Origin of the sequence: Magnetovibrio sp. (assembly GCF_036568125.1) — a bacterium.
Lineage (GTDB): Bacteria > Pseudomonadota > Alphaproteobacteria > Rhodospirillales > Magnetovibrionaceae > Magnetovibrio.
Genome location: NZ_DATCTF010000015.1, coordinates 200,362 through 226,098, shown reverse-complemented (window position 1 = coordinate 226,098; position 25,737 = coordinate 200,362). Strand labels below are relative to the sequence as shown.

Below are 25,737 nucleotides of genomic sequence, written 5' to 3'. Positions count from 1 at the left end.
CGGACTTTAAGCGAAGGCCTCCGACAACACCGCCACGGCGTCTTGGGCGTCGGCGTAGCTCAACGTGTAGCCGTCGATGCCTTGGATCATCGCGTGCAGATGGTCGAGCACCTCCAACGCGTTCAACGTGCGCCCGAAACTCTGCAAGATGCAGGCTTTGAGTATCGCGCTCTCGCTGGCGGGCGTCAGCGTCGGCGTTGCGCCGTCACGACGGTCCAACAATACCACCGCCTTGATAGGCGCTTTTTCACCCCGCGGCGCCATGGCATCAGCGTTTAAATCAACATAACGAAACTGGTCGCTGGTCGGCCCCGCGTGACCGCGGATGAATTCCGCCAGCTTGTCGTCTAGATCGTCGGGCAAGGGACGGCGTACACGCGGCAAAAATCCCGGCGATACTCCCAGCGTCGGTGTGCCCGGCACGATCGGCAATTGGTCGTCGGCGAACACCCGGTGCCTGGCCGCGCCCAGCGCCGTGGTGAGCAGGCTTTTGCCGCTGGCGTGGGTACTGGGAAACACCACCAACCCAGCGTCAGCACCGCCACCCATGCGCACACCGGCGGCGTGCAGGGTCAGCATCGCCTCGCCGCCGTGCTTGGCGCTGTCTTCGATGAAGGCGTGATGCAGGTCGAGCAGCAGGTCGCACACCGCGTCGACCGGATCGGGATGGACCACGGCAGTGCCGCGTTCAATCCATGGTGAACGGCGTTGATAACCCTTGGGGCCTTTGGAGAGATGGATCAGGCCCATGTCCGGGCTGGAGTCCAGTCGCGTCAGACGCCATCCCCTGAGGACGTCGTTCAAAACGTCCACCAGCTCGTCGGTCCCATCGAATCGCAGGGGCTGTTTAATACCGTCCAGTCGTAACCACATGGCTTGTTTTAGCACGACCGTGGGACGTGCCAACACCATTCAGTCTCAATTCAGGTGCTCTGTTGTAGTATGATGACAACGATACAGCGCTCAAAAAAAGAGAGGCTTCCTTTATGACGAACACACCTCAACCCCAAAAGAAAAAAATCAAATACGCCAAAGCACTGGCGATGTTAGGCGTCGCGGCGACGGTGGCCTACACCACCCCGGCCTTGACCCTGCTGGGCCAAGCGCATGCATCCGGCGGCGGCAATGGCGGCGGCTTTTTCAGCGGCGGCTTTTTCGGCATGGGTGGTGGCGGCTCCGGCGGCGGCAAGGGCGGCCTCAGCGGTTTCGGTTCCGGCGGCGGCGGTTTTGTCATCACCGATCAAATTACCGCCACCGAATGCGGCGATTGCCACATGGTTTATGGACCGGAAGCCCTGCCGCAGGGTTCGTGGCGTAAGCTCATGGGCAACCTGCCAAACCACTTCGGCGAAGACGCGACCTTGGATGAGCCGACCCGCCGGCACATCGAAAACTATCTTGTGTCCGGTGCGCAACCGGGTGACGGACCGATCCGCATCACCGAGCAAAGCTGGTTCATGAGTGAGCACCGTGGCGAGGTTTCGCGATCCTCTATGGAACGCGCAAAATCGATGGCCAATTGCAACGCCTGTCATCGCGGCGGAAGCAATCCGTGGCAACGGAAGGGCCAAAACTGAGACGTAAGATGAAGGGGCTCATCTGAGCCCTAGTCGGCTCTGATCTTGAAAAATGCGGACCTGAAAATCGGTCCGCATTTTCATTATGTCGGGGCTAGATCAGCGCACCAAAATATCTTTGTAGAACACCGAAATCGCGATTTCCGGTTCGATGATGCGGTTGATGATGGTGATGAAATCCTGACGCAAGCGTTCGGTCCCGGCTTCGCCGCTCAGTTCCGGCGCGGTGACGGTGCGCAGGTGCGCTTGCAGGGCGTCCATGATTTTGACTTCGTTGGCGATGAACGCATCCTTTGCGCTATCGCCTTGCAGTTCGGCCTGCATGGTGAGGCGGATGAATGGCCGCGCACGCCCGGGGCTGGGTTTCAAGTCCACGGTGATGCGCGGAATTTCGTGAAATACCGGCGGGCCGGGCAATGCCACGACCGTTTCGTGAAGTTTTTCGGTATGCAGAATGCCGGAAAAATAAATGCCTGCGCCACCGCCGCCAAGCAGCAGAACCACCACGCCGACGAGGATGTATTTGAGCTTGCCTGCCAGCTTTGCTTTTAGTCCCTGAGGGGCTTGCTCCTCGGTGGACTCCTCAGCTTCCTCAGTCTCCTCGGTTTCAGGGGCTTCTCTTGGCTCTTCGGGCTTTGCGTCTTCGCTCATGGGGGACTCTTTCAAGAGGGGGCGGCAGACAAAGTATCATCACATGATTACTAACGGGCTGGACGTGATGTTTCAAGCCCCACTACTGCTGCGGGTTCTTGGTGTTCAGTCAAACGCGTAATAGTGATGTCCCATGCCCGCCTGGGTTCGGGCGGCGGTGTTGAACGGTGGTTTCAGTCGGCCTTTGAAATGTTTCGCCACCAGGGCTTGAAAGGTCGGCACCGGATCGAGCCCACGCGCGGCACAGACATGTTCGAACCAGCGGACCCCGGCGGCGACGTGAGCGATTTCTTCGTCGCCGATTTGCTGCATGATGGCGGCGGTGGCGTCGTCGCCGTTGGCGCGTAGGCGTTCCACCGACGCGGGCGTGGTGTCGAGGCCGCGCGCTTCCAACACCATCGGCACCAGGCTTAAACGCGCCAGGATGTCGTCGGCGGTGTTGACGGCGGCCTCCCATAAACCGTCGTGGGCGGGCAAATCGCCGTAATGTGCGTCGAGTTCGCCAAGACGCTGTTCGAGCATTTCGAAATGGCGGGCTTCGTCTTCGGCCACTTGAACCCAGTCGTCGAAAAAGCCCTTGGGCAAATCCTCGTGGGTGAACCGCGCCACCACATCCCATGCCAGATCGATGGCGTTGAGTTCGATGTGGGCGATGGCGTGGATCAAGTTGACGCGCCGCTTGCCGCCACCGGCGGAGCGCTTGGGCATGTCGCCGGGACTGCACAGTTCCGGCTTTGCCGGGCGTGCGGGGCGTTCGGGCGGCTGGGTGTCGCCGACGGCGGCAATATCGCCGTCGCGCCACATCTGGGCAAAATCGTAGGTCAGGCGCACCTTGTCTGCGGGTGCGGCTGCATTGAGAACGGCCAAGGCGGCCTCGGTCAGGGTCGTCACAGCCATCAGGGTCGTCACAGCCATTACAGGCTTTGCACTGCTTCCAAGACGGCTTGGGCGTGACCTTTGACGCGCACCTTGCGCCATTCGTGAGCGATCTTGCCTTTGGCGTCGATGACGAAGGTCGCACGTTCGATGCCCATGTATTCGCGGCCGTAGTTCTTTTTCAAAACCCACACGCCATAGGCCTCGCACAGGGTGCCTTCTTCGTCAGACAGCAAGGTGAATGGAAAGCCCTGCTTGGCCTTGAAGTTGTCGTGACGTTTGACGCTGTCCTTGCTGGCGCCGAGGACCACCGCACCGGCCTTTTCGAACGCGTCATGCAAGGCGGCGAAGTCGTTGCCTTCGGTGGTGCAGCCCGGGGTACTGTCTTTGGGATAGAAGTACAGCACCACAGTCTTGCCTTTGAGATCGGACAGCTTCAGTCGTCCTCCCCCATCCGTGGGCAGGTCGAAGGCAGGGGCTTTGTCGCCGATGGTTACGCTCATAATCATCCTCTTAGAATTTGGCTTTATCAGATGCGGAGCTTTTTCTTCTCCGGATCGAAGTCATCCAAGGTTTCATAGAACGTATCGGCGAAACCGACAAGGCGCGGATCGGGCGTGGTGTTCACTTCGTCGTCCTTGCCGGGATAGGGCATGTTGGAGAGGAAGTTGCGCATGCAGTTGATGCGTGCGCGTTTTTTGTCGTCGGAGCGCACCACCGTCCACGGCGCATCGGCGGTGTGGGTGTAGAAAAACATGCTTTCCTTGGCCTCGGAATATTCGTCCCAGCGGTCGAGCGATTCCACGTCCACCGGGCTCAGCTTCCAGTGCTTGAGCGGGTCGTTCTGGCGCGATTGGAACCGACGCAATTGTTCTTCACGGCTGACCGAGAACCAGAATTTAAACAGCCGGATGCCGCTGCGCACCAGCATGCGTTCGAACTCCGGCACTTGGCGCATGAACTCCATGTATTCGGCGGGTGAACAAAAGCCCATCACCCGCTCGACCCCGGCGCGGTTGTACCAAGAGCGGTCGAAAAAGACCATTTCGCCCTTGGTCGGCAATTGCTCGACGTAGCGCTGGAAATACCATTGGCCGCGTTCTTCGTCGGTGGGTTTTTCCAACGCCACCACCCGTGCGCCGCGTGGGTTGAGATGCTCGGTAAAGCGCTTGATGGTGCCGCCCTTGCCGGCAGCATCGCGACCTTCGAAGATGCACAACACGCGCTGACCGGTGTCCTTGACCCAGTTCTGAACTTTGAGCAGTTCGATCTGCAGTTCCTGCTTGCGGGCCTCGTACTGAGGGCGGCGCATACGGGTTTTGTAGGGGTAGTTGTCGGGCAGGGGAAATTTTTTGTTCTGTTCGCGGTCGTGCTGCAACAGCGCGTGGCTTTTGTGAATAGCGGGGTGCAGACCGTGTGATTTAGCGGTTGCAGGCCTGGCTGCGGGCTTGGTCGCTGGCTGGGCCGATTTGGCTTTGGACTGGTCTTTCGACTTGGCTGCCGGTTTGGGTTTTGCAGCTGCTTTTTTCTCAGTTGCGATCGCTGCTTCGATTTTGGTTTCGGTTTCGCCAGCCGCCATATGCTTGTTCTCCATCCCACAGAATTACGTCAGCGTCCATTCGACGCGCAAGGTGTGAGAGTCTATACCTAAATGCAATATAACACAATAAAAACTGTAAAATAAGCGTGCTGCTTTCCATGCTATTCAAAGCGTTAGCTGAGGTCGGAACTCACATTGGGACGGGCGGCTTCCGCTGGGGCGTCGATCAGGTCGTGGAATGTTTCCAGCACCCAGGCAGCAGTGGTTTTGATGCGCTCTTCGGCGGCGGTGACGGTCTCGGTCTGTGTCACACGGCAAATTTGTCGTTCCAGGCTCTTGGGCATGACGAATTCGTGGCGGGCGCGCTGTTGTGCGGTGAAGGTCAGACGCAATAGGCCCTGAACCGACTGCCAAAGATCCAACGCCAAAATCAGCCGATTGGCGACGTCGGATTCGAGCAGCTCGGCTTTTTTGAGGTTACCCAATGCGGTGCGCGTAGTCGGCGAGAGTATTTCGGGATGGGCGTGAGCATGCCTGAGCTGAAGGTATTGAGAGATGAATTCGATATCCACCAAGCCGCCACGATAGTCTTTGATTTCCCACGGGATGTCGGTGTGGCGTTCTTGATCCATGCGCGCGCGCATATCGGACACGTCAACCACCAGCTTGTCGGGATCGCGTTTGTCCGTCAACGCATCGCGGATCACGGTTTGCACGCGGTGGTGAAACTCTTCGGGGCCGGTCAGGGCGCGGGCGCGGGTCAAGGCCATGAACTCCCACGTCCAGGCGTCGCTGGCGAGATATTGCTTGAACGCCGACAGCGAGGTGGCGATCGGACCGGCGTTGCCGCTGGGACGCAGGCGCATATCGACTTCGTACAAGTCGCCTTCCGCCGTTTGCGCCGAAAGAGCGTTGATCAGGCGCTGGCTGAGACGGGCAAAGTATTGGCTGACGGCCAGGGGTTTCTCGCCGTCGGAAGTGGTGGCGCCTTCGTCGCAATCGTAAACGAAGGTGATGTCCATGTCTGAAGTCGGAGTTTTTTCGCGTCCACCCAGCTTGCCAAAGGCGACCACGGTCATCGCGCCGCCGGGCACGACGCCGTGACGGGCGCTGAATTCGGCTTCGACGCGCGGCTGCAGAGCGCCCAGCAGGGTTTCTGCAACATCCGACAAGGCGCGCTGGCTCTCGCGTTCGTCGATGGTGCCTTTGAGGATCTGCACGCCGACCTGGAATTTGCGGTCCTTGGCCCAGCGGCGCGCCAGATCCAGAACGTCTTCCATGCAGGTGGCGTCTTGCAACACCTCGTCCAGCTCGGTACGCATCTCTTCGGCGCTGGGCGGTTCATCCAAGAAGCCCGGCGTCAGCACACCGTCCAGAAGATGCGCTTTGCGCGCCAAATGTTCGGCTAAGCGTGGCGCGGTGCCGAGAATTTCGGCGATCAGTTCCAGCATTTGCGGATTGGACTGGAACATCGAAAACAACTGCACGCCGGCAGGCAGCTTTGAGAGAAATTCGTCGAAGCGCAGCAACGCCGTGTCGGGCTCGGCAGTCGACGCCATGGCGCGCAGCACGCTCGGCATCAGCTCGGTCAAGATCGCCCGAGAGCGCGCCGAACGGGTGCTGCGATACCGTGCGTGGTGCCAACCGCGCACCGCCGCATCGACGGCTTCGGGGTTTTGATAGCCCATGTTGCGCAAGGTTTTGAGCGTTTCAGGATCGCTTTCGCCACCGGTGAAAACCAGATTGCCGCCATCGCTGCCTGCGTCGGAAAGCTGCTCGCCTTCGGGGAACAGTTCGGCGTACAGGGTTTCGACCCGTCCCAATGTCGCCAGCAGTTCCTGGGCGAAGGCATCGAGGGTGTCGTAACCTAGAAACGTGGCGATGTCCTTCAGTCCTGCTTCGTCTTCGGGCAGGGTATGGGTCTGCTCATCGTTGACCATTTGCAGGCGGTGTTCGACCCGGCGCAGATAGCGGTAGGCTTGATCCAGAATTAGGACATTGTCGGGTTGCTCATGTCCCGCCGCGACCAGGGCGTTGAGTGCGTCGAGGGTGGGGATTCTGCGCAGATTGCGATCGCGCCCGCCCCAGATCAGCTGTTGGGTCTGGGCGTAGAATTCGATTTCGCGGATGCCGCCGCGGCCCAATTTGACATTGTGGCCGTGCAGCTTGATGCGGGTTCCGCCCTTGTGCGCATTGATCTGGCGTTTGATCGATTGAATATCTTGGATGGCGGCGAAGTCCAGGCTTTTGCGCCACACGAACGGCTTCAAGTGCGCCAGGAACGCGGCACCTGCCTGTTTGTCGCCAGCGATGGGCCGGGCCTTGATCATGGCGGCGCGTTCCCAGTTTTGGCCGATGCTTTCGTAATAGACTTCCGCCGCGTGGGTGGAAATGGCCAGCGGCGTGGAACCCGGGTCCGGACGCAGGCGCAAGTCGGTGCGAAATACGTAACCGTCCGCGGTGCGTTCATCGAGCATGCTCACCAGGCCGCGCGCCAAACGAATGAAGCTCTGTTGCAACTCCATCGGCTCATCGGTCTCGATCACATCGGGATCGAACAGCAAGATCAAGTCGATGTCGGATGAATAATTGAGCTCACGCCCACCCAGCTTGCCCATGCCCAGCACCACCAGGCCTGAACCGTGTTCCGGGTCGTCGGGATTTTTGAGTTTGATTTTGCCGCGCCGTTCCAGGGTCTTGAGCTGAAACGCGCAAGCCGCCGAGGTGGCGGCGTCGGCAAAGTCCGACAGTGCGCCGGTAACGTCGAACAAGTCCCATTGACCAGAGATATCGGCCAATGCGGCGGTCAGGGCGAGGCGCTTTTTTTGCCGTCGCAAATGACTTTTCAGCGCCGCTTCGTCGAGACTCTTGCTGTCTTCGCGGGTGGCTTTGAGTACCGCGTCGCGCATTGCGTTGGGACCTCGTTCGAGTAAGTCCTTCGTGAACTGTGGATCATTGATCCAGCATGCGCTAAGAAACGGAGAGTTTCCGAATACGGATGCGGCCAGCTTGGCGCCGACCGGGTCCGTTTTCAGGTCTTGAACGAAGGCGGCGAGTTCGGCGGCATCCTCGTTTTGCTTTTGGGCGGCTTCCAAATAGCGTTCCCAGCCGGTCGTGACACGGTCCTGATGGGCGGGTTCTGGCAGGTTTTGGGGGGTGTAGTCGAAAAGCCGCATGATATTTTGAATTCTTTAAGTCTGTTGACGTCAGGATGTGTCATCAGCATGCCTTGAGGCAGAGGGAAAAGTCCACTGGTCAAACGCGTTTTCAGAGGCATGGTTCAGGTCATCGGCGGGCTCGGCGTGGGTCTGCTGGTGGCGACGCTGTTGGTCGCCTGGCGTTTGGCGTCGGGGCCCGTTTCGATCAGCTTTCTCACCCCCTACATCGAAGGGGCGCTGGCCGAGGTCCACAAAGGTTCGGTCAAGCTGGCCGTGGACGACACGATTCTCACCTGGGCGGGGTGGGAACGCACCCTGGATATTCGCATCGTCAACCTGCGCACCTCGTTGCCCAACGGCGAGGAAATCGCCACCGTTCCCGAAGTGTCGATTTCGCTGAGTGCCGAGGCATTGCTGAAGGGGGCGGTCGCGCCGCGCTCGGTCGAATTTTTCGGCCCGCGTTTTCGCGTCGTGCGCGACGCCGACGGCAGCTTCGCCCTGGGCATACAAGGCACAAAAGAAAGCTCCAACGATTTTGTCGCGTCGATGATCTTGTTGATGCTGCAAGAACCCGACCCGAAGCAGGCGATGAGTTTCCTTAAGCGTATTTCCATCGTCGCCGGTGAGATCACCTATGAGGACCGGACGCTTGGCACCACGTGGTATGCGCCCAATGCCAACGCCCAGTTCATCCGTGCGGCAGGCGGACTAAACGCCGAGTTGGATTTGGATCTGCAAGCGGGCGATAAGTTGGCGGCGGTGTCGATCCAGGGCAGCTACCTGCTGGCGGGCAAGCGGATTGATTTGGGCGTCAGCTTCGACAAGCTCACGCCTGCCGATTTCGTATCCTTATCGCCGAAAATGGACGTGTTTGGTGCGGTCGATGTGCCTCTGTCGGGCACCATCACCTTGAGCATGGAACAAAACGGACGTGTCGAAGGGGTCGGCTTCGATCTCAGCGGCGGACCGGGGGCCGTGGCCTTGCCGGTACCCTTGGCGGCCAAGCTGGATGCCCTGGCCTGGGCGCAGCGCATGGCGGTCGGTGAGCTTCACATCAACGGCCGCTACGAAGGTGGGACGGGGGCGATCGATATTGCCGAATTGGACGTGGTCTTCAAGGATGGCGAAACCTTTTACCTGCCCACCCCCATCGATCACGAAATGCCGCTGAAATCCATCTCATCCGCGCTCAGTTATTCGCGTCAGGCGGGACGAGTGGTGATCAAGGATATGCAGATCGGTCTCGGTGGCGGTCATGCGGGCGCCACGGCCGGGCCGGTCGCCACCCTCACCGCCACGATTGACGGTTTGACCGCCGATGGGGCGGGGGTGATGGGCACGGGATTGGCGGTGGACATCACCGGTTCGATTGCCGATGTGGCGTTCAACGACTTGCCATCCTATTGGCCGGAGCAACTGGGCGTGGATGCCCGCACGTGGGTGATTCCGAACTTGCGCGACGGGGTGGCGGACCGCGCTTCGATCAGTCTGGCGTTGCGTCCCGGCCGTGACGACGCATTGACCTTGGCGTCGATGGCGGGTGAAATTCACGCCCACGGCTTGAGCGTTGATTATCTGGCGCCGATGCCGCCGGTTCGAAACGCCGTGGGCAGCGCCACGTTCAATGAAAAGCGTTTCGACATCAAGGTCGAAGAAGCGGACGGCTACAAAGGCCTGAAAATCATGGGCGGCGACATCGCGCTGTTCAACTTGCAACACGATCTGCCCGAAGCCGACATCAGCATGGATGTGTTGGGGCCGGTTCCCGCGGCGCTGGAATTGATCGATCATCAGCCGCTGGGCTTCGCGTCGGATCTCGGCATAAAGCCGAAAAACGCCGACGGCACGGTGGCCGCTCATGTGCGGTTACAATTTCCGCTGAAAGCCGACCTTTTGGCCGCCGAGGTCGTGGCCGAAGCTCAGGCGCGGCTTAGCGCGGCCAGCATCAAGGGGGCGTTGTTCGACAAGGACCTGGTCAAAGGCGATTTAGACCTGGCGGTGACCAATGATGGGTTGGAGTTGAAGGGGGACGCAAGTCTCGGCAACGTGCCGGTGCAATTGGTATGGAACCACGATTTTCGCGATGGAGCGCTGTTTCGCGATCGCTATGAATTGTCGGGCACCATCAAAGATGTGCTGAATTTATCCGCCTTGGGCATCGAAGTCCCCGGGATCTTGTCGCGCTATCTGTCCGGCGGTGCCGAGGCCAACGTCAACTACACCGAATTGGCCGACGGACGCCAATCGATGTCGGCGCGTATCGATCTGGCCAACATCAGCCTTGCCGCACCGGAATTGGGTTGGAGCAAGCCGAAGGGCGTGCCGGGAACGGCGGTGTTGGAATTCCGCTTAAAAGACGGCGCGCCCCAGGAAATTCCCAAATTCGAGGTCTCTGCCCCGGATATGGACATCGCAGGTTCAGCGACGTTTTTCCCCGACGGGACTTTGGAACGGATTGATTTGAACACCATGCGTTCCGGCAGCACCGACGTGTCGGCATCGCTGACGCCGGCGCCGGGAAACACTTGGGAGTTGGTTCTGCGCGGCGAAAGCCTCGATGCGAGTTTGCTGTGGGATGAGATCCTCGGCATCCGCGACGTACCGGCGCGCCAAAATATCGACGATGACGACCTGTTGGTCAGTGTCGCGGTGGACATTCACACATTGATGATCCGCAAGGACCGGGTGTTGACGGATTTGATCGGTACGGTTTACCGCGAACAGGGCGGGTGGCGCAAAATTGACGTCACCGGCGTGGTCAGCGGCGCCAAAGGCGGCGGTAGTATCGAGTTTATGCTCGATACCGACACCGATGGACTGCGTTATCTGTCGATCACCTCTGACAACGCCGGGGCGGCGCTGAGGACGCTGGATTTGTACGACAACATCTTAGGCGGCACGCTGGACATGAAGGCCGCCTACACGAACCCGCGTCCCGACGCGCCGTTGGAAGGTGTGCTCAAGGTCGAAGACTACGCCATGAGAGACGCCCCGGCGTTCGCCGAACTGATCGGCATCATGTCGCTGACCGGGGTTTTGGACGCCCTGCAAGGGGAAGGCTTGAACTTCGACATCTTCGATGCGCCGTTTAAGCTTGATAACGGCGTGTTGACGCTGAGCGAATCCCGCGCTTCGGGCCCGACCATCGGGGTCACCGCCAGCGGCACGGTGGACATGGACAATAAGCTCATGGACATCAAAGGCACGGTGGTTCCTGCCTATGTCATCAACGCGTTGCTGGGTAAAATTCCCATTATTGGCGAATTGTTCACCGGCCCGGAAAAGGGCGGCGGACTGTTCGCCGCCACTTACACGATGAAAGGCGTCGGCGAAAACGTCGAGATCACCGTCAATCCGCTGAGCGCCTTGGCGCCCGGATTGTTGCGCGGCATCTTTACGGGCTCGGATAAGGAAAAAGAAATTCCTGAAAAAGCCGCGCCGCAAACGGTGCCGGCTCCCCAAGAGCCCCAAAAGTCTCAAGAGCCGCTCACGCCGCCGTCGCCGAAAGCTGCGCCGCGCGCGACGGTCACCCCTGCGCCGGTTCAATAAGCAAAATCAAATCGCGCGCAGCAGGGCGTGACGCTTTTTGCCAGCTGACAGCTTGGCCACGCCGTCGGCGTTCAGATCGGCGAGCGTCACGGTGTCGGTTTCAGAGCCAAAAGCCTTGTCGTTGAGCCGTCCGCCGCCGCCTTTGATCAAACGCCGGGCTTCGCCATTGGACGCGCACAAACCCGCTTTGACCAACGCGGCAAAGGCAGGGATGCCTTGTTCCAGTTCCGCTTTGGTCACTTCGATGGTCGGAAGGTCGTCGCCCAACTGACCCTGTTCGAAGGTTTTTTGCGCGGTGGCGTGGGCGGCTTTCGCGGCCTCTTCGCCATGGCACATACGGGTGGTTTCATCGGCGAGGATCTTCTTCGCTTCGTTGATCTCTTGGCCTTCAAGCTTTTCCAGGCGTTCGATTTCATCAATCGGCAGTTCGGTGAACAGGCGCAGGAAACGGCCCACATCGGCGTCTTCGGTGTTGCGCCAGTACTGCCAGTAATCGTAAGGGCTGAGCTGTTCGGCGTTGAGCCACACCGCGCCAGCGGCGGTCTTGCCCATTTTCGCCCCCGACGAGGTGGTGAGCAACGGTGTGGTGAGGCCGAACACTTCCTTGCCATCGACCCGACGCGTCAGTTCCACGCCGTTGACGATGTTGCCCCACTGGTCCGAGCCGCCCATTTGCAGCGCGCAGCCGGTGCGGCGGTTGAGCTCCAGAAAGTCGTAGGCCTGGAGGATCATGTAGTTGAATTCCAGGAACGTCAGCGGTTGTTCGCGATCCAGGCGCAGTTTCACGGAATCGTAGCTGAGCATGCGGTTGATGGTGAAATGCGGGCCGAAATCGCGCAGAAAATCGATGTAGTTGAGACCCTTGAGCCAATCGGCGTTGTTGACCATCACCGCATCGGTGGGGCCGTCGCCGAAGGTCAGGAATTTGGCGAACACTTGCTTGATGCTGTCCATATTGGCCTGAATGTCGGCCTCGGTGAGCATCTTGCGGCTTTCGTCCTTGCCTGACGGGTCGCCCACCAGCGTGGTGCCGCCGCCCATCAAAACGATCGGCTTATGCCCCGTTTTTTGCAGCGTGCGCAGCATCATGATCGGCAAAAGCGAACCCACGTGCAGGCTGGGGGCGGTGCAGTCAAAGCCGATATAGGCGGTCACTACGCCTTGTGCGGCCTGATTGTCCAATTCGGCCAAGTCGGTGCACTGGTGCATATAGCCGCGTTCGATGACGGTTTTCAAAAAATCGGATTTGTGCTCACTCATGGCCTTAACGAATTCCGTTGGGGGCTGCTCTCAAGCCTGTTGCATGTTGAGGGGGGACTTAGCACAATGACTGCAAACGCACAACGTGCGCCAACAAAAACAGGGAGGGGCTTTCGGGCCTTTGAAGGGCATGAACACAGCCAAAATCTATACGGCGGTTGGCCTGATGAGCGGTACGTCCATGGACGGCATCGATGTGGCCCTGATCATAACGGATGGCGAGGACGTGGTTGAATTCGGTCCGTCCCTGACCGTTCCCTATGAAGATGAGTTTAAGGACCGCCTTCGCCGGGTTCTCGGTCCCGCGGGTCGGGCGGCGCCCGGCGCCAAGGATGTCGAGCGCAACTTGACCATTTTGCACGCCGAAGCGGTGAAACGTCTGCTGAGCCGCGCCAATTTGGAGGCGGAAGACATCGACGTTGTTGGTTTTCATGGTCATACCGTGCATCACGATCCCAAAAACGCCATCACCGTTCAGTTGGGCGAAGGTTCCCTGTTGGCCGATTGGTTGGGCATTCCGGTGGTCAGCGATTTTCGCTCCCGCGATGTCAATGCCGGCGGCGAAGGCGCGCCGTTGGTGCCGGTGTTTCATGCGGCGTTGCTTAAAAGTGCTCCCGATATCGAGTTGCCGGCAGCCGTGCTCAACATCGGCGGCGTGTCCAACGTGACGTGGGTGGGCGACCGCGATGGTGGCCTGATCGCTTTCGATACCGGTCCCGGCAATGCGCCCTTGAACGAATGGGTGCTGCGCCACACAGGCGCAGATTTGGACAAGGACGGTACATTGGCCGCAGCGGGTACGGTGAACGAAGAGGTGCTGGCTGCAGCGCTGGCGCATGAGTTTTTCGACCGCAAACCGCCGAAGTCCTTGGATCGCCAAGAATTTTGCCACGATTGCGCCGAAGGTTTGGGGCTTGAAGATGGTGCCGCGACCATCACCGCGTTTATCGCGCGGGCCTCGGCGCGGGCTGCGGAACACTTTCCTGAGCCAGCCACCACCTGGATCGTCACCGGTGGCGGGCGGCTCAACCCGGTGTTGATGAAGCACCTGCGCGAAGCCACCGGCGCGGACGTGCGTTCCGCCGACGGTGTGGGTTGGGACGGCGACGCCATGGAAGCGCAAGCATTCGCTTATCTGGCGGTGCGTGCGCAACGTTGGCTGCCGATCACCTTCCCCGCCACCACCGGGGTGTCGGAGCCGATGAGCGGCGGCCAATTGCATCAGCCGTCATGATGACGGTTTCGCGGCGCGTTTGGCGCGCTTGGTAAAAATATACCATCCCAACCACAGTACGCCGGTCAAGCCGATGGCGGTGAAAAGGGCCGGTTTGGGATCGGCTAGGCTGCTCACCGATCCGCCATACGCGGCAATGGCGGCATAAGGCACGGAATTGATTGCCCAACCCAAGGCAAAACGCCGGAAAGGCATGCGCGTCGCACCCGCTAGGCAAGCGCTGACCTCGGCGAGGATCGGCATGGCGCGGGCCATGGACAGCACCATTAATCCGTGGCGGTTGAAGATGCTCTCCATCTCGGCAATTTTTTCGGCGTCCTTGGTGACCAGCACCAAGGCGCGCCGCCCGTAGGCGCGGCTCAGCGCATAGCCGGTGCCGCCAGCCAGCCAATAGCCGCTTAGGGCGTAGGCAAAGCCCAGTTCGAAACCCAGAAAATGGCCGCTCAGCAGTGTCACCGTCAGTGTCGGCACCGCGATGAACAAATCCGCGAACAGCAAGCCGGTGACAATCAGGCCGACCATATGCGGCGATGCGGTTTGGCCCGCTTGCAACCAGCCGCGCACGTCGTCCACCGTAATCCAGCCCATGGCTTTGATGACGATGAAGGTGGATAAAAAGGCCAGCGCCAGGGCAAGGCCAAGTTTGAGTAATGACGTCATGGCGTGACGCTCCTATACATTGCGCAAAATGCGTCTGGTGAGGGCCGGGGAGATCCGGTTGAGAATGGGCAAAATCCGCGCTTTGCCGATGTAGATTTCATCAACGTCCCGCGCCACGCCTTGAATGATTTTCTGCGCCGTGAATTCGGGGGTGAGCTTGTTCGTTCCTCGCCCTTCGGTCATGGGGGTGTCGACCAGCGGCAACAGGACCTCGCTGACGCGCACGTTGGTGCCGTCCAACTGATAGCGCAGCGCTTGCGACAGGCTGTGCAGCGCGGCCTTGCTGGCGCAATACAGCGCGGACGAAGGTTTGGGGTAAAACGCCAACCCCGACGACAGGTTAACGATCGCGCTGCCGTTGTTGTGTTCGAGCAGGCGCGGCAACAACAACGCCGTCAACCACGCCACCGCCGTGAAGTTGGTGGTGATTTCCGCCTCAATGCCGTCGAAGGAGAAGTCGTCGTCGGTGAACCGCGGGGTGAACTGTACGGCGGCGTTGTTGATCAGCACCGATACCGGAAGTTGTTCGGCTTCAATGCGCAGGGCCAATTCGATGACGGATGTTTTGGATGTCAGGTCGCAGCGCATGGTCGTTGCGTTTGGTAGTTCGTGCTGCAGCGCGCTCAGTTTGTCTGCGTCCCGACCCACGGCGACGACATGGTTGCCGTGAGCAGCCAGTTGCAAGCTGAGAGCCCTACCGATGCCGGATGTCGCGCCGGTGACGAGGATGGTTCGATCGTGAAGATGCATGGCAATTCCTTTCTGTTGCGATAGGATTGCCGAAGACCAGACGTTTGAAATTAACTCAGGTTAATGGCGATGACTTTTCAGATGACGCAGGTATTTGCCCAAGCTGGGATCGGTCCACGCACGCTCGATGCATTTGAGGTGCATATCCGAAAACGGTCGTTGGCGGTGGGGGAATACCTGATCCGTCAAGGCGAGTGCGCGCCGGATCTGTATTTCTTGACCGAAGGATTGGTGAAGATGTTCTACATCACCGCCGAGGGTAAGGAATTCGTGAAGTCGTTCATCGCCGAAGGACAGTTTACCGGTTCGCTGTCGTCTCAGGTGGAAGCGGGTGAAAGTCCGTTTTCCGTCGCTTGCCTGGAACCCGTAAAGGTCGAGGTGCTGGCGTTCGATCAAATTAAGGGAATGATCGACGAAGACCCTCATCTTTTGCGGTTTTTGTACGAATTTTTCTTTGCCCTGGCGCTGAAGAAGGAACGCCGGGAGTTTGAGTTTTTGTGTCTTACGCCGGAAATGCGCTATCGGCTGTTCGTCCAAGATAACCCGCATATCGTTCAGAGGGTCACCCAAGCGGACATCGCGCGCTATCTGGGCATCACCCCGGTTGCGTTGAGCCGCATCCGGGGGCGCGCCAGGACGTCATAGTCGTTGAAGCAAGGCGGATCAGGCCGCCGTGGTCAAAGACTTGTCGAGATAATCATCGATGATTTTGGTCAGTTGGGGCATGTGATCGCCGAAGAAGTGATCGCAGCCTTTGACCACTTCGTAGTCGATGGTGATGTTTTTCTGACTTTTCAGCTTCGCCGCAAGTTTGTCGACGCTATCGACCGGGACGATTTCATCGCGATCGCCGTGAATCAGAATGCCGGATGCCGGGCACGGCGCCAAAAAGGAAAAATCGTGCTGGCTGGCGGGCGGAGCGACGGAAATGAAGCCGGTGATTTCCGGACGGCGCATCATCAGCTGCATGGAAATCCACGCGCCGAAGGAAAAGCCGCCGATCCAGCAACTTGATGCGTTGGGATTGTGCGCTTGCATCCAATCGAGCGCCGATGCCGCGTCGCTCATTTCCCCTTGGCCGTTGTCGAATGTGCTCTGCGAGCGTCCGACTCCGCGGAAATTGAACCGCAAAGTCGAAAAACCACGCTTCACGAAGGACTTGTACATGGCGTACACGACCTTGTTGTTCATGGTTCCGCCAAACTGCGGGTGGGGGTGCAATATCAGCGCAATTGGCGCTCCGGGTTTCTTCGAGTGATGGTAACGCCCTTCGAGGCGTCCCTCGGGACCGTTGAAGATGACTTCAGGCATAGGGTTTAATTAACCATTTAATTTCAACAGGTTGCGCCAAATTGTACAATGCTGCACCGCTGCACGTTTTTTAAAAAAAATGCGGGGGTAGAATACTTGACTGCTGTAGTCGGGTATATTATATTCCTGACATGTATTGCAACATTGAGTGCGTGTGTTGCGCTAGACGCTGATTGGAACCTAATCCACTCTGCGTCCCGCGAACATTTGAACACAAACATATTGGATGAGCCATGTTTTTCAAGAGGCTTAAAGAAGATATCGATTCGTTTATTGCCCGCGACCCCGCTGCGCGGTCGCGTTTGGAAGTGGCTCTGCTGTATCCAGGCTTTCACGCAATCCAAGTTTATCGCATGTCCCACTGGCTGTGGAAACGGGAATTTCACTTTATTGCCCGTCTTTTGTCGCAAGCGGGGCGTTTTTTCACCGGCATCGAGATCCATCCCGGTGCGACCATCGGGCGTCGTTTTTTCATCGACCATGGCGATGGCGTGGTGATCGGCGAGACCAGTGAGATCGGTGATGACGTGACGCTGTATCAAATCGTCACGTTGGGGGGCATTTCCCCCAGCGTCGACAGCCACATGCAAGTCAACCAAAAGCGTCACCCGACCTTGGAAGACGGTGTCATCGTGGGTTCGGGCGCACAGGTTCTCGGCCCCATTACGGTGGGTAAGGATGCGCGTATCGGCGCCAACGCGGTGGTCACGCGCGATGTGCCGCCGGGCGTCACGGCGGTCGGCATTCCGGCCCGCGTGGTTATGCCGCGCGACAAAGAACATGCCAAGGACTTCGTCGCTTACGGCACGCCGACCGACGGCTGCCCCGACCCGGTGCTGCGCACCATCGACAATCTGCGCGCCCAAGTGGCGACGTTGATGGAACGTGTCGATGAACTGGAAAGTCAGTACGACACAGCGCAGAAACAAGACACGTCCGGCGTCGGGAAAAAGAAAAAAGTGGTGATTTCCGGGGGTGATGCCTAAGTCTGCCTTGCGGCGGGATTGGGTCGACCGACTATTTAGGAGAACGAACGTGAAATTGAGCACCAAAGGACGATACGCCGTCATGGCCATGGCGGATCTCGGTAAAATGGAAGCCGAAAAGCCGGTGGCTTTGGCCGATATTGCCGAGCGTCAGGAAATCTCTCTGTCGTACTTGGAGCAACTGTTCGGCAAGCTGCGGCGCGCCGAGTTGGTTAAAAGCGTGCGTGGTCCCGGTGGCGGTTATCTGTTGTCGCGTGCCGCCAGTGAAATTCGCATCTCCGACGTGATCGCGGCGGTGGACGAGCCCATTTCGGCGACCCGCTGTTCCGACGCCGGCGGGTGTCATTCCGACAAAGCGCGCTGCTTGACCCATGATTTGTGGCAAGCCCTGAGCTACCAGATTCATCTGTATCTCAGTTCTGTGACTTTGGCGGACGTATGCGCGCGCCGGGTTCTGGGGCCGCAACCAGCCCTGTTCGAAGACATGGTTTCGCAAATTCCCAGCGACCTGCCGTCTGACACCATCGCCGCAGAGTAACGCCGAGCGCTTAGACTTTTTATTTCATCTGTTGATCGAAAAGGCATCTGACGCCATGAGCCAGACGGTTTACATGGACCATAACGCAACGTCGCCGACCCGCCCGCAAGCGGTCGATGCGGTGGTGCGCGCCATGCAAACCGGCGGCAATCCGTCATCCGTGCACGCCATGGGCCGCAAGGCTTTGCGGGTGCTCGAAGATGCCCGTGAACACGTGCGCGCGGCGGTGAACGCGCCGAAAAGCGCTCAGGTGGTCTTTACCTCCTGCGGGACCGAGGCCAACACCTTGGCCCTGCAAGGCTGCGGGCGTAAGACCGTCTTCGTGGGCGCCACCGAACATCCGTCGGTGATGCGCGCGCGGACTGAAATCGTGCGCATTTCCGTGGACGTCAACGGCCTGATCGACCCGTTTCAGTTGGAAGAAATGTTTGCCGGCGGGGGTGACGACACCATCGTTTCGGTGATGCTGGCCAACAATGAAACCGGCGTTTTGCAACAGGTCGAAGGCATCGCGCGTATCGCGCACCGCTATCATGCCTTGGTTCACACCGATGCGGTGCAGGCTTTGGGCAAGGTGGACGTGGATTTTACGGCCTTGGGTGTCGATATGATGAGCCTTTCCGCTCACAAGATCGGCGGCCCGCTGGGTGTGGGTGCGTTGATCGTGGGCAAGGACGTTGAACTCACCGCGCTGAACGGCGGCGGTGGGCAGGAAAACGGCCTGCGCGGCGGCACCCAGAACGTGCCGGGCATTGCCGGTTTCGGCGTTGCCGCTGAACTCGCCGTGGCCGGATTGTCCGACATGGCGCGGGTCAAAGTCCTGCGCGACCGGCTCGAGGCGCGCATTCAGGAAATCGCGCCGGATGCCACGGTGATCGCGGCGATGGCTGACCGTCTGCCCAACACCAGTTTTATCAGCATGCCCGGCGTCGATGCCGAAACCCAGATCATGACCTTCGACTTGGCAAACATTTGCGTCAGCGCCGGATCGGCGTGCGCATCGGGTAAAACCAAATCCAGCGCCGTTTTGGGCGCGATGGGCCTGGGCCAAGACATTGCCAAGTCGGCGGTGCGCGTGAGCCTTGCCCATACCAATACCGAAGACGACATCGAACGCTTTATTTCCGCTTGGGGCGACTTATATCAGCGCAAAGGCGCGGCGCGCTCCGCAGCGTAAGCAACAGCTTTAACCATAGAAAAAAGAACAAGGTTGAAAAACATGACGGCCAAAACGTGGACCCAGAACAACCCCCTTTATCTGGATTATCAGGCCACCACGCCGACCGATCCCCGTGTGGTCGAGGCGATGGCCCCTTACTGGACCGAAAAGTTCGGTAACCCGCATTCGCGCAACCACCACTTCGGCTGGGAAGCCGAGGACGCGGTCGAAATCGCGCGCGGCCATGTCGCCGACATCATCGGCGCTTCGCCGAAGGAAGTGATCTTCACCTCCGGCGCGACCGAGTCCAACAACCTCGCCATCAAGGGCGTGGCCAAGTTCTATGGCGACAAGCGCAACCACATCATCACCTGCGTGACCGAGCACAAGTGTGTGCTGGAAACCTGTCGTTCCTTGCAGCAGGACGGTTTCGACGTGACCTATCTGCACGTCAAGGAAAACGGCCTGATCGATCTCGATGAGTTGAAGGCGGCGATGACCGACAAGACCTTGATCGTGTCGATCATGGCGGTGAACAACGAAATCGGCGTGATCCAGCCGCTCAAGGAAATTGGCGAACTGTGCCGCGCCAACAAGACCTTCTTCCACACCGATGCCGCTCAGGCGGTGGGCAAGATCCCCTTGGATGTGAACGAAATGAACATCGACATGCTGTCGATCTCCGGCCACAAGGTTTATGGCCCGATGGGCATCGGCGCGCTGTTCGTACGCCGCAAGCCGCGCGTGCGCTTGGTGCCGTTGATCCACGGTGGCGGCCAGGAACGCGGCATGCGTTCGGGCACCCTGCCGACCCCGCTGGTGGTGGGCCTGGGCAAGGCGTGCGAGTTGGCGAATAAGGAAATGGCAGCCGAGGCCGAGCGCCTGCACGACTTCCAGCACCGTTTGTACGAAGGTCTGCGTCAGCGTATTCCGGAAATCTTCCTCAATGGCGATCCCGAACACCGCATTCCCGGCAACCTCAACATTTCGTTCGCGTACGTCGAAGGCGAAGGCCTGATGATGGGCATTAAGGATTTGGCGGTGTCTTCAGGATCTGCGTGCACATCGGCGTCGTTGGAACCTTCCTACGTGCTGCGCGCCTTGGGCGTCGAAGACGAATTGGCGCACACCTCGTTGCGCTTGGGTCTCGGCCGTTTCACCACGGAAGAAGACATCGATTACGCGATCGAACGCATTTCCAAGGAAGTGAACCGCCTGCGCGAATTGAGCCCGCTGTGGGACATGGCGCAAGCCGGCATCGACATCAAGTCCATCAAGTGGGCTGAACACTAAGAGACACCCCCCCCAACACCGTCCCCGCGAAGAAGGGATGCAACAGGAGAAGAGACATGGCCTATAGCAAAGAACTGATCGATCATTACGAAAACCCGCGCAACGTCGGGTCCATGGAAGACAGCGACAGCAATGTCGGCAGCGGTCTGGTCGGCGCACCGGCGTGCGGCGACGTGATGAAGCTGCAAATCAAAGTCAGCCCGGACGGCATCATCGAAGACGCCAAGTTCAAGACCTTCGGCTGCGGCTCGGCCATTGCGTCCAGCTCGCTGGTCACCGAATGGGTCAAGGGCAAGACCATCGACGAAGCCGGTGCGATCAAAAACACCGACATCGCCGAAGAACTGGCTTTGCCGCCGGTGAAGATTCATTGCTCGGTTCTGGCCGAGGATGCTATCAAGGCGGCGATCGAAGATTACAAAAGCAAATCCGGCGCCTCCGACAAAGGTCAAGACGCCGCCGAATAAGCTTTTTCGTGCGAACAGAGGATAAACGAGCATGAACTTACCCGCGCCGATCAACATGACACCCGCCGCCATCAATCAGGTGAAGGCGCTGCTGGACAGTCGCGGTAAGCCGTCGGTGGGCATTCGCATCGGCGTGCGCACCAAGGGCTGTTCGGGATTGTCCTATACCCTTGAGTTCGCGGATGAAAAGAACGAGTTCGATGAAAGCATGGAAGTCGACGGGATCACCATCCTGATCGACCCCAAGGCCACCATGTTCATCATCGGAACCGAAATGGACTATGTGGAAGACACGCTGGAAAGCGGTTTTGTCTTTACCAACCCCAACGAAAAGGGCCGCTGCGGTTGCGGCGAGTCTTTTCACGTTTGAGGGGCTTTCTCCTGTGCACGCCGCGCAACCGCCCTTCGGGGCGGTTGCGTTTTGTGGCCCTAGGGTTTGACCGCCATATTGACGGGTAGACGATGATCGAAGTGAACGCACATACGACGGAAACCACACTCAAGCCGTGCTGGTCATGCAAGGGTCCGACCTCGGTGACGTCGTTGTTTTGTCCGACCTGCAAGGCCGTGCAGCCCCCGGCGCCAGTCGATTTGTTCGCCCGGATGGGCGTCGCGCAGGGCTTCGACGTCGATGTTCCGGCGCTGGACCGTCTCTATTTCGATCTGCAACGCCAGTTGCATCCCGACCGCTTTGCCACCAAATCGCCCAAGGAAAAAGCGCTCAGCCAACAGCAGGCGACGGCTTTGAACGACGCTTACGAAACCCTCAAGGATCCGTTGAAGCGTGCCGATTATCTGGTGCATCTTTTGGGCGTGGACGTGTTGCCCGAAGGCTGCAACCTAGTGCGCGATCAGTCGATCCTGATGGAAGCGATGGAAATGCGCGAGCGTCTTGCGTCGGCCGACACCATGGAAGCGCTGAACGCCATTCAACGTGAAACCAAGGCTGAAATCGACGACGTGTTGACGGGCCTTTCCCTGGCGTTCAAGGGCGGCGATATCGAAGGGGCGTGTCAGCTCACCACGCGTTTGAAATATTTGGACAAAATGATGGGTGAGGTGCGCCAAGGCCGCGCCCGCCTGCTTTCATAAATAATTAGAACCAGGACGACCCCGATTATGGCTCAGTTGCTGCAAATTCACGAACCCGGACAATCGCCCGAACCTCATCAGGACGAGGCGCAGATCGCGGTGGGCATTGATCTGGGTACCACCAATTCGGTGGTCGCCATCAGTTCCGAGGGCGCAATCGAGGTTCTCAAGGATGACGACGGCAAAGCGCTGGTTCCGTCCATCGTCGCTTATGCGCCGGATGGCTCGGCCATCGTCGGTGAACTGGCCAAGCGTTTGTTGCTGAGCCGCCCCGATAGCGTGGTGAGCTCCATCAAGCGGCTGATGGGCCGAGGCGCGGAAGACGTCAAAAGCCTCGGCGGGCAATTGCCGTTCGACATCGAACCGCAACACGAAGGCGAAAGCCAATTGGTGCGCTTGAACATCGGCGGGCACACCTTGACGCCGATCGAAATTTCCGCCGACATCCTGCGTGCGCTGAAAGATCGCGCCGAGGGCAAACTGGGCGCCAAGGTCGACAAAGCCGTCATCACCGTGCCTGCCTATTTCGACGACGCCCAGCGCACCGCCACCAAGGACGCCGCGCGTCTGGCGGGACTGGAGGTTCTGCGCTTGGTCAATGAACCCACCGCCGCCGCGCTGGCCTACGGCCTGGATAAGGGCGCGGAAGGCTTGTTCGCGGTGTTCGATCTGGGCGGCGGCACCTTCGACGTGTCGCTGTTGCGCATGGAAAAGGGCGTGTTTCAGGTGTTGGCGACCGGCGGCGACGCGGCCCTGGGCGGCGACGATTTCGACCACGCCATCGCCGATTATTTCCTCAAGGAACGTCAACAGCTGCTGGGCGAAAGCGAGCTCAGCGCCGGCGAAGTCAAAGTCGCGTTGATGACCGGGCGCTTGGCGAAAGAATGCTTGAGCACGGAAGACAGCGGCGAATGGGTGCTGACGGCGGGCGACAAGCAAACCAAGCATAAGCTCGACCGTGCGACCTTCGACGACCTGATCAAAGCCGACGTGAACCGCACCATCAAGATTTGTCATGAGGTTCTGACCGAGGCGGGTTACGACCCGCTCGACGTCAAGGGCGTGGTGCTGGTCGGCGGTTCGACCCGCGTGCCCCAGGTGCGCGCGGCGGTGGCGTCGTATTTCGGCACCGAACCGTTGGCCGACATCGACCCCGACCAAGTGGTCGCGGTGGGCGCGGCGTTGCAGGCCGAAGCCTTGACGGTGGGCTCAGACACCTTGTTGTTGGACGTCACGCCGTTGTCTCTGGGGCTGGAAACCATGGGCGGTCTGGTCGAAAAAGTGATTCCGCGCAACACCCCCATTCCGGTTGCCAAGGCCCAGGAATTCACCACCTTCCAAGACGGCCAGACCGCGATGGCGATCCATGTGGTGCAGGGCGAACGCGAAATGGTCGATCAAAACCGCTCGTTGGCGCGCTTTACCCTCAAGGGCATTCCGCCGATGGCGGCAGGCGCGGCGCACATTCGCGTGACCTTTCAGGTCGACGCCGACGGTTTGCTGACGGTGTCGGCAGGCGAAGAAACGTCCGGCATCGAAGCGCAGATCGAGGTCAAGCCGTCCTACGGGCTCAGCGAAGACGAAATGTCGACGATGCTCTACGACAGCATGAAAAACGCCAAGGACGACATGGAGTTGCGCTTGCTCACCGAAGCGCGGGTCGAAGCCGAACGCGCCATGTTGGCGGTGCGCGCGGCCCTGCAGGCAGACTGTTCGTTGTTGTCGGTCGAAGAACGCGAAGCCATCGGCGAACGGATGGACGGCGTCATCGACGCCATCAAGGGCACCGACCGCGACGCCATCAACAAGGCCGCCGAGGCGCTTGACGAGGCCACCCGGGTGTTTGCCGAAAAACGCATGGACAAGGGGATCCGCGATGCGCTGACCGGGGTCAGCATGGATAAACTGGCGTCGAGCATCGGCGACGGTGAAAACGCTTAGACCTTGTCGAAACACACGAGTCACTGTACATACAGGCCAATGTAGGCCAGAGCCTAAATCAGATTTTGCTTTCGAGGAGACGACGACACATGCCGAAAATGACTTTCATTGATGCGGACGGCAACCGCAAAGAGGTGGATGCCCCGGTTGGCCTTTCGGTCCTGGAAATCGCCCACAAAAACGGCCTCGACCTCGAGGGCGCATGCGAAGGCTCGCTGGCGTGTTCGACCTGTCACGTCGTCGTCGATGAGGAATGGTTCGGCAAGCTCGACGAAGCGAGCGAGGAAGAAGAAGACATGCTGGATCTGGCCTTTGGCCTGACCCACACCTCGCGCCTCGGCTGCCAGATCAAAATGACGGATGAACTGGATGGCCTGGAAGTGTCCATTCCGTCCGGCACCCGGAACATGCTTCTGGACTGACATTTCCGCTTTTTTGCGAACGAAATACCCGATAGCCCTGTGTGGTTATCGGGTATTTTTGTGTGCAAATTGCAAAGCCCGATGCGTATGATTTTGCAAAAAATATTCCAGAAAATTGTGGAAAATTCGCGATATTAGGGCGTGTGTATGGTTATCCATATGTTTTGTTGCATGAAATTACCTGAGTAAAATAATACAGAATATGGCCTGCTCCTTGCTTATATGAATAGACAGGTGTCCTCGGGCGATCTGACGAGATGCTGGGTGTTCGTACGCATATGCGCATACACGGCACGGGTATTCAAATAGCAGGTGTAGGAGACTCCATATGCGCGGTACTCTCTTGAAAGCGATCATTGCGGTTGGCGTGCTATTCGGCTCCAGCTTTGGTGTGTTTGCAGCGGAAAAAACGTACGTTATCGGTTTCGCGCAAGACAACATGGCCAATGACTGGCGTGCGGCGCAGGTGCATGCCGTGCAAAAGGCGCTCGCAAAATACGACAACGTTCGCTTCATTTATACGGATGCGGGTGGCAGCGTCGCCCAAAACATTCAAGACATCGAGGATTTAGGCGATCGAGGCATTGATCTGCTGATCATGAGCCCGCGTAGTCCTCAAGCCATGACCCCAGTGATCTCGGCGCTTTATGATCGAGGCATCCCCGTCGTGCTGTTGACGCGCACGATGACCAACGACAAATTCACCACCTTTATCGGTCCAAACGATACTGCGATCGCATCACAGGCCGCCGATCAAATCGCGGCGGCGCGCGATGGCAAAGGCGACGTGCTCGTGCTTCAAGGTGTTCCCACCGCCAGCACAGCCATCGCACGCACGGCGGGTTTCGTGAACCGCATAAAGAATCATCGCGGACTGAACATCATCGACATCATCCCCGCCAATTACCAGCGGGCGGAGGCCATCAAGGCCGTGCAACAGGTGATCGAAAACGGAACTAAGTTCGACGCGATTTACGCCCAAAGCGACAGCATGGCCGCTGGCGCGCGTTTGGCGCTGAAAGAATCCGGACTGGATCCAAAGACCATTCCTATCGTGGGCATCGATTACATTCGCGAAGCGCGCGAAGCCATCCAATCCGGTGAACAGTTCGCCAGTTTCACATATCCCACCTGCGGCGACGTTGGGGCGGATGTCGCTATGCGTATTCTTCGCGGCGAGCAGGTTCCTCGCCATATCGAAGTGCCGTCACAGATGGTTACCGGTGAAAACGTCGATCAAATCGAAACGATTTTTTGATTTCCGGCGGGGGTG

General features: G+C 59.0%; 24 protein-coding genes. 14 read left to right on the top strand and 10 right to left on the bottom strand.

Annotated features, from left to right (window positions below; all coding sequences use genetic code 11):
• Positions 1-6: 6 nt before the first annotated feature.
• Entirely contained in the window at positions 7-912 is a 906-nt protein-coding gene (locus VIN96_RS13760) for a hypothetical protein (protein WP_331896855.1), read from the bottom strand.
• Positions 913-986: 74 nt separating this feature from the next.
• Between VIN96_RS13760 and VIN96_RS13755 the strand changes: the two genes are divergently transcribed.
• Entirely contained in the window at positions 987-1,577 is a 591-nt protein-coding gene (locus VIN96_RS13755; protein WP_331896853.1) for a hypothetical protein, read from the top strand.
• A gap of 99 nt (positions 1,578-1,676) precedes the next feature.
• On the opposite strand, the gene VIN96_RS13750 is transcribed toward VIN96_RS13755, so the two are convergent.
• The 5 genes from VIN96_RS13750 to VIN96_RS13730 all read right to left on the bottom strand — a co-directional run bounded on the left by VIN96_RS13750 (position 1,677) and on the right by VIN96_RS13730 (position 7,820).
• Positions 1,677-2,228, bottom strand: coding sequence for a flagellar basal body-associated FliL family protein (locus VIN96_RS13750; RefSeq protein WP_331896851.1), 552 nt, complete (start codon positions 2,226-2,228; stop codon positions 1,677-1,679).
• Between the two features lie 105 nt (positions 2,229-2,333).
• Complete coding sequence (locus tag VIN96_RS13745) at positions 2,334-3,125, bottom strand: ferritin-like domain-containing protein (protein ID WP_331896850.1); 792 nt, start codon at positions 3,123-3,125, stop codon at positions 2,334-2,336.
• Positions 3,126-3,142: 17 nt separating this feature from the next.
• Positions 3,143-3,607 (bottom strand): thioredoxin-dependent thiol peroxidase, encoded by a 465-nt coding sequence (gene bcp, locus VIN96_RS13740; RefSeq protein ID WP_331896848.1) that lies wholly within the window; start codon positions 3,605-3,607, stop codon positions 3,143-3,145.
• 26 nt (positions 3,608-3,633) lie between these two features.
• The gene (ppk2, locus tag VIN96_RS13735; protein WP_331896846.1) at positions 3,634-4,683 is read right to left on the bottom strand and encodes a polyphosphate kinase 2; all 1,050 of its coding nucleotides are present in this window, start codon (positions 4,681-4,683) and stop codon (positions 3,634-3,636) included.
• Positions 4,684-4,817: 134 nt separating this feature from the next.
• Complete coding sequence (locus tag VIN96_RS13730) at positions 4,818-7,820, bottom strand: bifunctional [glutamine synthetase] adenylyltransferase/[glutamine synthetase]-adenylyl-L-tyrosine phosphorylase (protein WP_331896844.1); 3,003 nt, start codon at positions 7,818-7,820, stop codon at positions 4,818-4,820.
• Positions 7,821-7,919: 99 nt separating this feature from the next.
• Between VIN96_RS13730 and VIN96_RS13725 the strand changes: the two genes are divergently transcribed.
• Entirely contained in the window at positions 7,920-11,351 is a 3,432-nt protein-coding gene (locus VIN96_RS13725) for an AsmA-like C-terminal region-containing protein (RefSeq protein ID WP_331896842.1), read from the top strand.
• A gap of 6 nt (positions 11,352-11,357) precedes the next feature.
• Here VIN96_RS13725 and tyrS read toward each other — a convergent pair whose 3' ends face one another.
• Positions 11,358-12,611, bottom strand: coding sequence for a tyrosine--tRNA ligase (gene tyrS, locus VIN96_RS13720; protein ID WP_331896840.1), 1,254 nt, complete (start codon positions 12,609-12,611; stop codon positions 11,358-11,360).
• A 130-nt stretch (positions 12,612-12,741) separates the two neighbouring features.
• On the opposite strand from tyrS, the gene VIN96_RS13715 reads away from it, so the two are divergent.
• Positions 12,742-13,845, top strand: coding sequence for an anhydro-N-acetylmuramic acid kinase (locus VIN96_RS13715; protein ID WP_331896839.1), 1,104 nt, complete (start codon positions 12,742-12,744; stop codon positions 13,843-13,845).
• On the opposite strand, the gene VIN96_RS13710 is transcribed toward VIN96_RS13715, so the two are convergent.
• Both VIN96_RS13710 and VIN96_RS13705 read right to left on the bottom strand, forming a co-directional pair.
• Entirely contained in the window at positions 13,840-14,505 is a 666-nt protein-coding gene (locus tag VIN96_RS13710) for a VTT domain-containing protein (protein WP_331896838.1), read from the bottom strand. The genes VIN96_RS13715 and VIN96_RS13710 overlap by 6 nt on opposite strands.
• Positions 14,506-14,517: 12 nt before the next feature.
• A complete protein-coding gene (locus tag VIN96_RS13705; protein ID WP_331896836.1) occupies positions 14,518-15,255 on the bottom strand; it encodes an SDR family oxidoreductase in 738 nt (245 codons plus the stop codon).
• Positions 15,256-15,336: 81 nt separating this feature from the next.
• Between VIN96_RS13705 and VIN96_RS13700 the strand changes: the two genes are divergently transcribed.
• Positions 15,337-15,900 carry a Crp/Fnr family transcriptional regulator gene (locus VIN96_RS13700; RefSeq protein ID WP_331896834.1) on the top strand — a complete coding sequence of 188 codons (564 nt, stop codon included), beginning with the start codon at positions 15,337-15,339 and terminating at the stop codon, positions 15,898-15,900.
• Positions 15,901-15,918: 18 nt separating this feature from the next.
• Here the strand turns inward: VIN96_RS13700 and VIN96_RS13695 are convergent, their stop codons facing one another.
• On the bottom strand, positions 15,919-16,566 hold the full coding sequence (locus VIN96_RS13695) for an alpha/beta hydrolase (RefSeq protein ID WP_331896833.1): 648 nt from the start codon (positions 16,564-16,566) through the stop codon (positions 15,919-15,921).
• Positions 16,567-16,799: 233 nt separating this feature from the next.
• On the opposite strand from VIN96_RS13695, the gene epsC reads away from it, so the two are divergent.
• The 10 genes from epsC to VIN96_RS13645 all read left to right on the top strand — a co-directional run bounded on the left by epsC (position 16,800) and on the right by VIN96_RS13645 (position 25,722).
• A complete protein-coding gene (gene epsC, locus VIN96_RS13690; RefSeq protein WP_331896832.1) occupies positions 16,800-17,552 on the top strand; it encodes a serine O-acetyltransferase EpsC in 753 nt (250 codons plus the stop codon).
• A 49-nt stretch (positions 17,553-17,601) separates the two neighbouring features.
• A complete protein-coding gene (locus tag VIN96_RS13685) occupies positions 17,602-18,090 on the top strand; it encodes an Rrf2 family transcriptional regulator (RefSeq protein ID WP_331896831.1) in 489 nt (162 codons plus the stop codon).
• 55 nt (positions 18,091-18,145) lie between these two features.
• Complete coding sequence (locus VIN96_RS13680; protein ID WP_331896829.1) at positions 18,146-19,267, top strand: cysteine desulfurase family protein; 1,122 nt, start codon at positions 18,146-18,148, stop codon at positions 19,265-19,267.
• A gap of 42 nt (positions 19,268-19,309) precedes the next feature.
• Positions 19,310-20,542: an IscS subfamily cysteine desulfurase gene (locus tag VIN96_RS13675; RefSeq protein WP_331896828.1), complete on the top strand. Its 1,233-nt coding sequence runs from the start codon at positions 19,310-19,312 to the stop codon at positions 20,540-20,542.
• Between the two features lie 56 nt (positions 20,543-20,598).
• Positions 20,599-21,009: a Fe-S cluster assembly scaffold IscU gene (iscU, locus tag VIN96_RS13670; RefSeq protein ID WP_331896827.1), complete on the top strand. Its 411-nt coding sequence runs from the start codon at positions 20,599-20,601 to the stop codon at positions 21,007-21,009.
• Positions 21,010-21,040: 31 nt separating this feature from the next.
• Positions 21,041-21,379, top strand: a complete 339-nt coding sequence (locus VIN96_RS13665) for an iron-sulfur cluster assembly accessory protein (RefSeq protein WP_331896826.1) — start codon at positions 21,041-21,043, stop codon at positions 21,377-21,379.
• Between the two features lie 92 nt (positions 21,380-21,471).
• Positions 21,472-22,101 (top strand): Fe-S protein assembly co-chaperone HscB, encoded by a 630-nt coding sequence (gene hscB, locus VIN96_RS13660; protein ID WP_331896825.1) that lies wholly within the window; start codon positions 21,472-21,474, stop codon positions 22,099-22,101.
• Between the two features lie 27 nt (positions 22,102-22,128).
• Positions 22,129-24,042: a Fe-S protein assembly chaperone HscA gene (gene hscA / locus VIN96_RS13655; protein WP_331896824.1), complete on the top strand. Its 1,914-nt coding sequence runs from the start codon at positions 22,129-22,131 to the stop codon at positions 24,040-24,042.
• 89 nt (positions 24,043-24,131) lie between these two features.
• Positions 24,132-24,464 carry a ferredoxin family 2Fe-2S iron-sulfur cluster binding protein gene (locus VIN96_RS13650; RefSeq protein WP_331896823.1) on the top strand — a complete coding sequence of 111 codons (333 nt, stop codon included), beginning with the start codon at positions 24,132-24,134 and terminating at the stop codon, positions 24,462-24,464.
• 328 nt (positions 24,465-24,792) lie between these two features.
• Positions 24,793-25,722 carry a substrate-binding domain-containing protein gene (locus VIN96_RS13645; RefSeq protein ID WP_331896822.1) on the top strand — a complete coding sequence of 310 codons (930 nt, stop codon included), beginning with the start codon at positions 24,793-24,795 and terminating at the stop codon, positions 25,720-25,722.
• The last annotated feature ends 15 nt before the right edge of the window (positions 25,723-25,737 follow it).

Excerpts from the sequence above, each read along its gene's own strand:
- VIN96_RS13700 (WP_331896834.1), top strand. The coding sequence starts at position 15,337 with ATGACGCAGGTATTTGCCCAAGCTGGGATCGGTCCACGCACGCTCGAT.
- VIN96_RS13730 (WP_331896844.1), bottom strand. The coding sequence starts at position 7,820 with ATGCGGCTTTTCGACTACACCCCCCAAAACCTGCCAGAACCCGCCCAT.
- VIN96_RS13715 (WP_331896839.1), top strand. The coding sequence starts at position 12,742 with ATGAACACAGCCAAAATCTATACGGCGGTTGGCCTGATGAGCGGTACG.
- hscA (WP_331896824.1), top strand. The coding sequence starts at position 22,129 with ATGGCTCAGTTGCTGCAAATTCACGAACCCGGACAATCGCCCGAACCT.
- VIN96_RS13755 (WP_331896853.1), top strand. The coding sequence starts at position 987 with ATGACGAACACACCTCAACCCCAAAAGAAAAAAATCAAATACGCCAAA.
- VIN96_RS13650 (WP_331896823.1), top strand. The coding sequence starts at position 24,132 with ATGCCGAAAATGACTTTCATTGATGCGGACGGCAACCGCAAAGAGGTG.
- VIN96_RS13750 (WP_331896851.1), bottom strand. The coding sequence starts at position 2,228 with ATGAGCGAAGACGCAAAGCCCGAAGAGCCAAGAGAAGCCCCTGAAACC.
- VIN96_RS13645 (WP_331896822.1), top strand. The coding sequence starts at position 24,793 with ATGCGCGGTACTCTCTTGAAAGCGATCATTGCGGTTGGCGTGCTATTC.
- VIN96_RS13725 (WP_331896842.1), top strand. The coding sequence starts at position 7,920 with ATGGTTCAGGTCATCGGCGGGCTCGGCGTGGGTCTGCTGGTGGCGACG.
- epsC (WP_331896832.1), top strand. The coding sequence starts at position 16,800 with ATGTTTTTCAAGAGGCTTAAAGAAGATATCGATTCGTTTATTGCCCGC.
- tyrS (WP_331896840.1), bottom strand. The coding sequence starts at position 12,611 with ATGAGTGAGCACAAATCCGATTTTTTGAAAACCGTCATCGAACGCGGC.
- VIN96_RS13745 (WP_331896850.1), bottom strand. The coding sequence starts at position 3,125 with ATGGCTGTGACGACCCTGACCGAGGCCGCCTTGGCCGTTCTCAATGCA.
- VIN96_RS13665 (WP_331896826.1), top strand. The coding sequence starts at position 21,041 with ATGAACTTACCCGCGCCGATCAACATGACACCCGCCGCCATCAATCAG.
- VIN96_RS13760 (WP_331896855.1), bottom strand. The coding sequence starts at position 912 with ATGGTGTTGGCACGTCCCACGGTCGTGCTAAAACAAGCCATGTGGTTA.
- VIN96_RS13675 (WP_331896828.1), top strand. The coding sequence starts at position 19,310 with ATGACGGCCAAAACGTGGACCCAGAACAACCCCCTTTATCTGGATTAT.
- ppk2 (WP_331896846.1), bottom strand. The coding sequence starts at position 4,683 with ATGGCGGCTGGCGAAACCGAAACCAAAATCGAAGCAGCGATCGCAACT.
- bcp (WP_331896848.1), bottom strand. The coding sequence starts at position 3,607 with ATGAGCGTAACCATCGGCGACAAAGCCCCTGCCTTCGACCTGCCCACG.
- hscB (WP_331896825.1), top strand. The coding sequence starts at position 21,472 with ATGATCGAAGTGAACGCACATACGACGGAAACCACACTCAAGCCGTGC.
- iscU (WP_331896827.1), top strand. The coding sequence starts at position 20,599 with ATGGCCTATAGCAAAGAACTGATCGATCATTACGAAAACCCGCGCAAC.
- VIN96_RS13680 (WP_331896829.1), top strand. The coding sequence starts at position 18,146 with ATGAGCCAGACGGTTTACATGGACCATAACGCAACGTCGCCGACCCGC.
- VIN96_RS13695 (WP_331896833.1), bottom strand. The coding sequence starts at position 16,566 with ATGCCTGAAGTCATCTTCAACGGTCCCGAGGGACGCCTCGAAGGGCGT.
- VIN96_RS13710 (WP_331896838.1), bottom strand. The coding sequence starts at position 14,505 with ATGACGTCATTACTCAAACTTGGCCTTGCCCTGGCGCTGGCCTTTTTA.
- VIN96_RS13705 (WP_331896836.1), bottom strand. The coding sequence starts at position 15,255 with ATGCATCTTCACGATCGAACCATCCTCGTCACCGGCGCGACATCCGGC.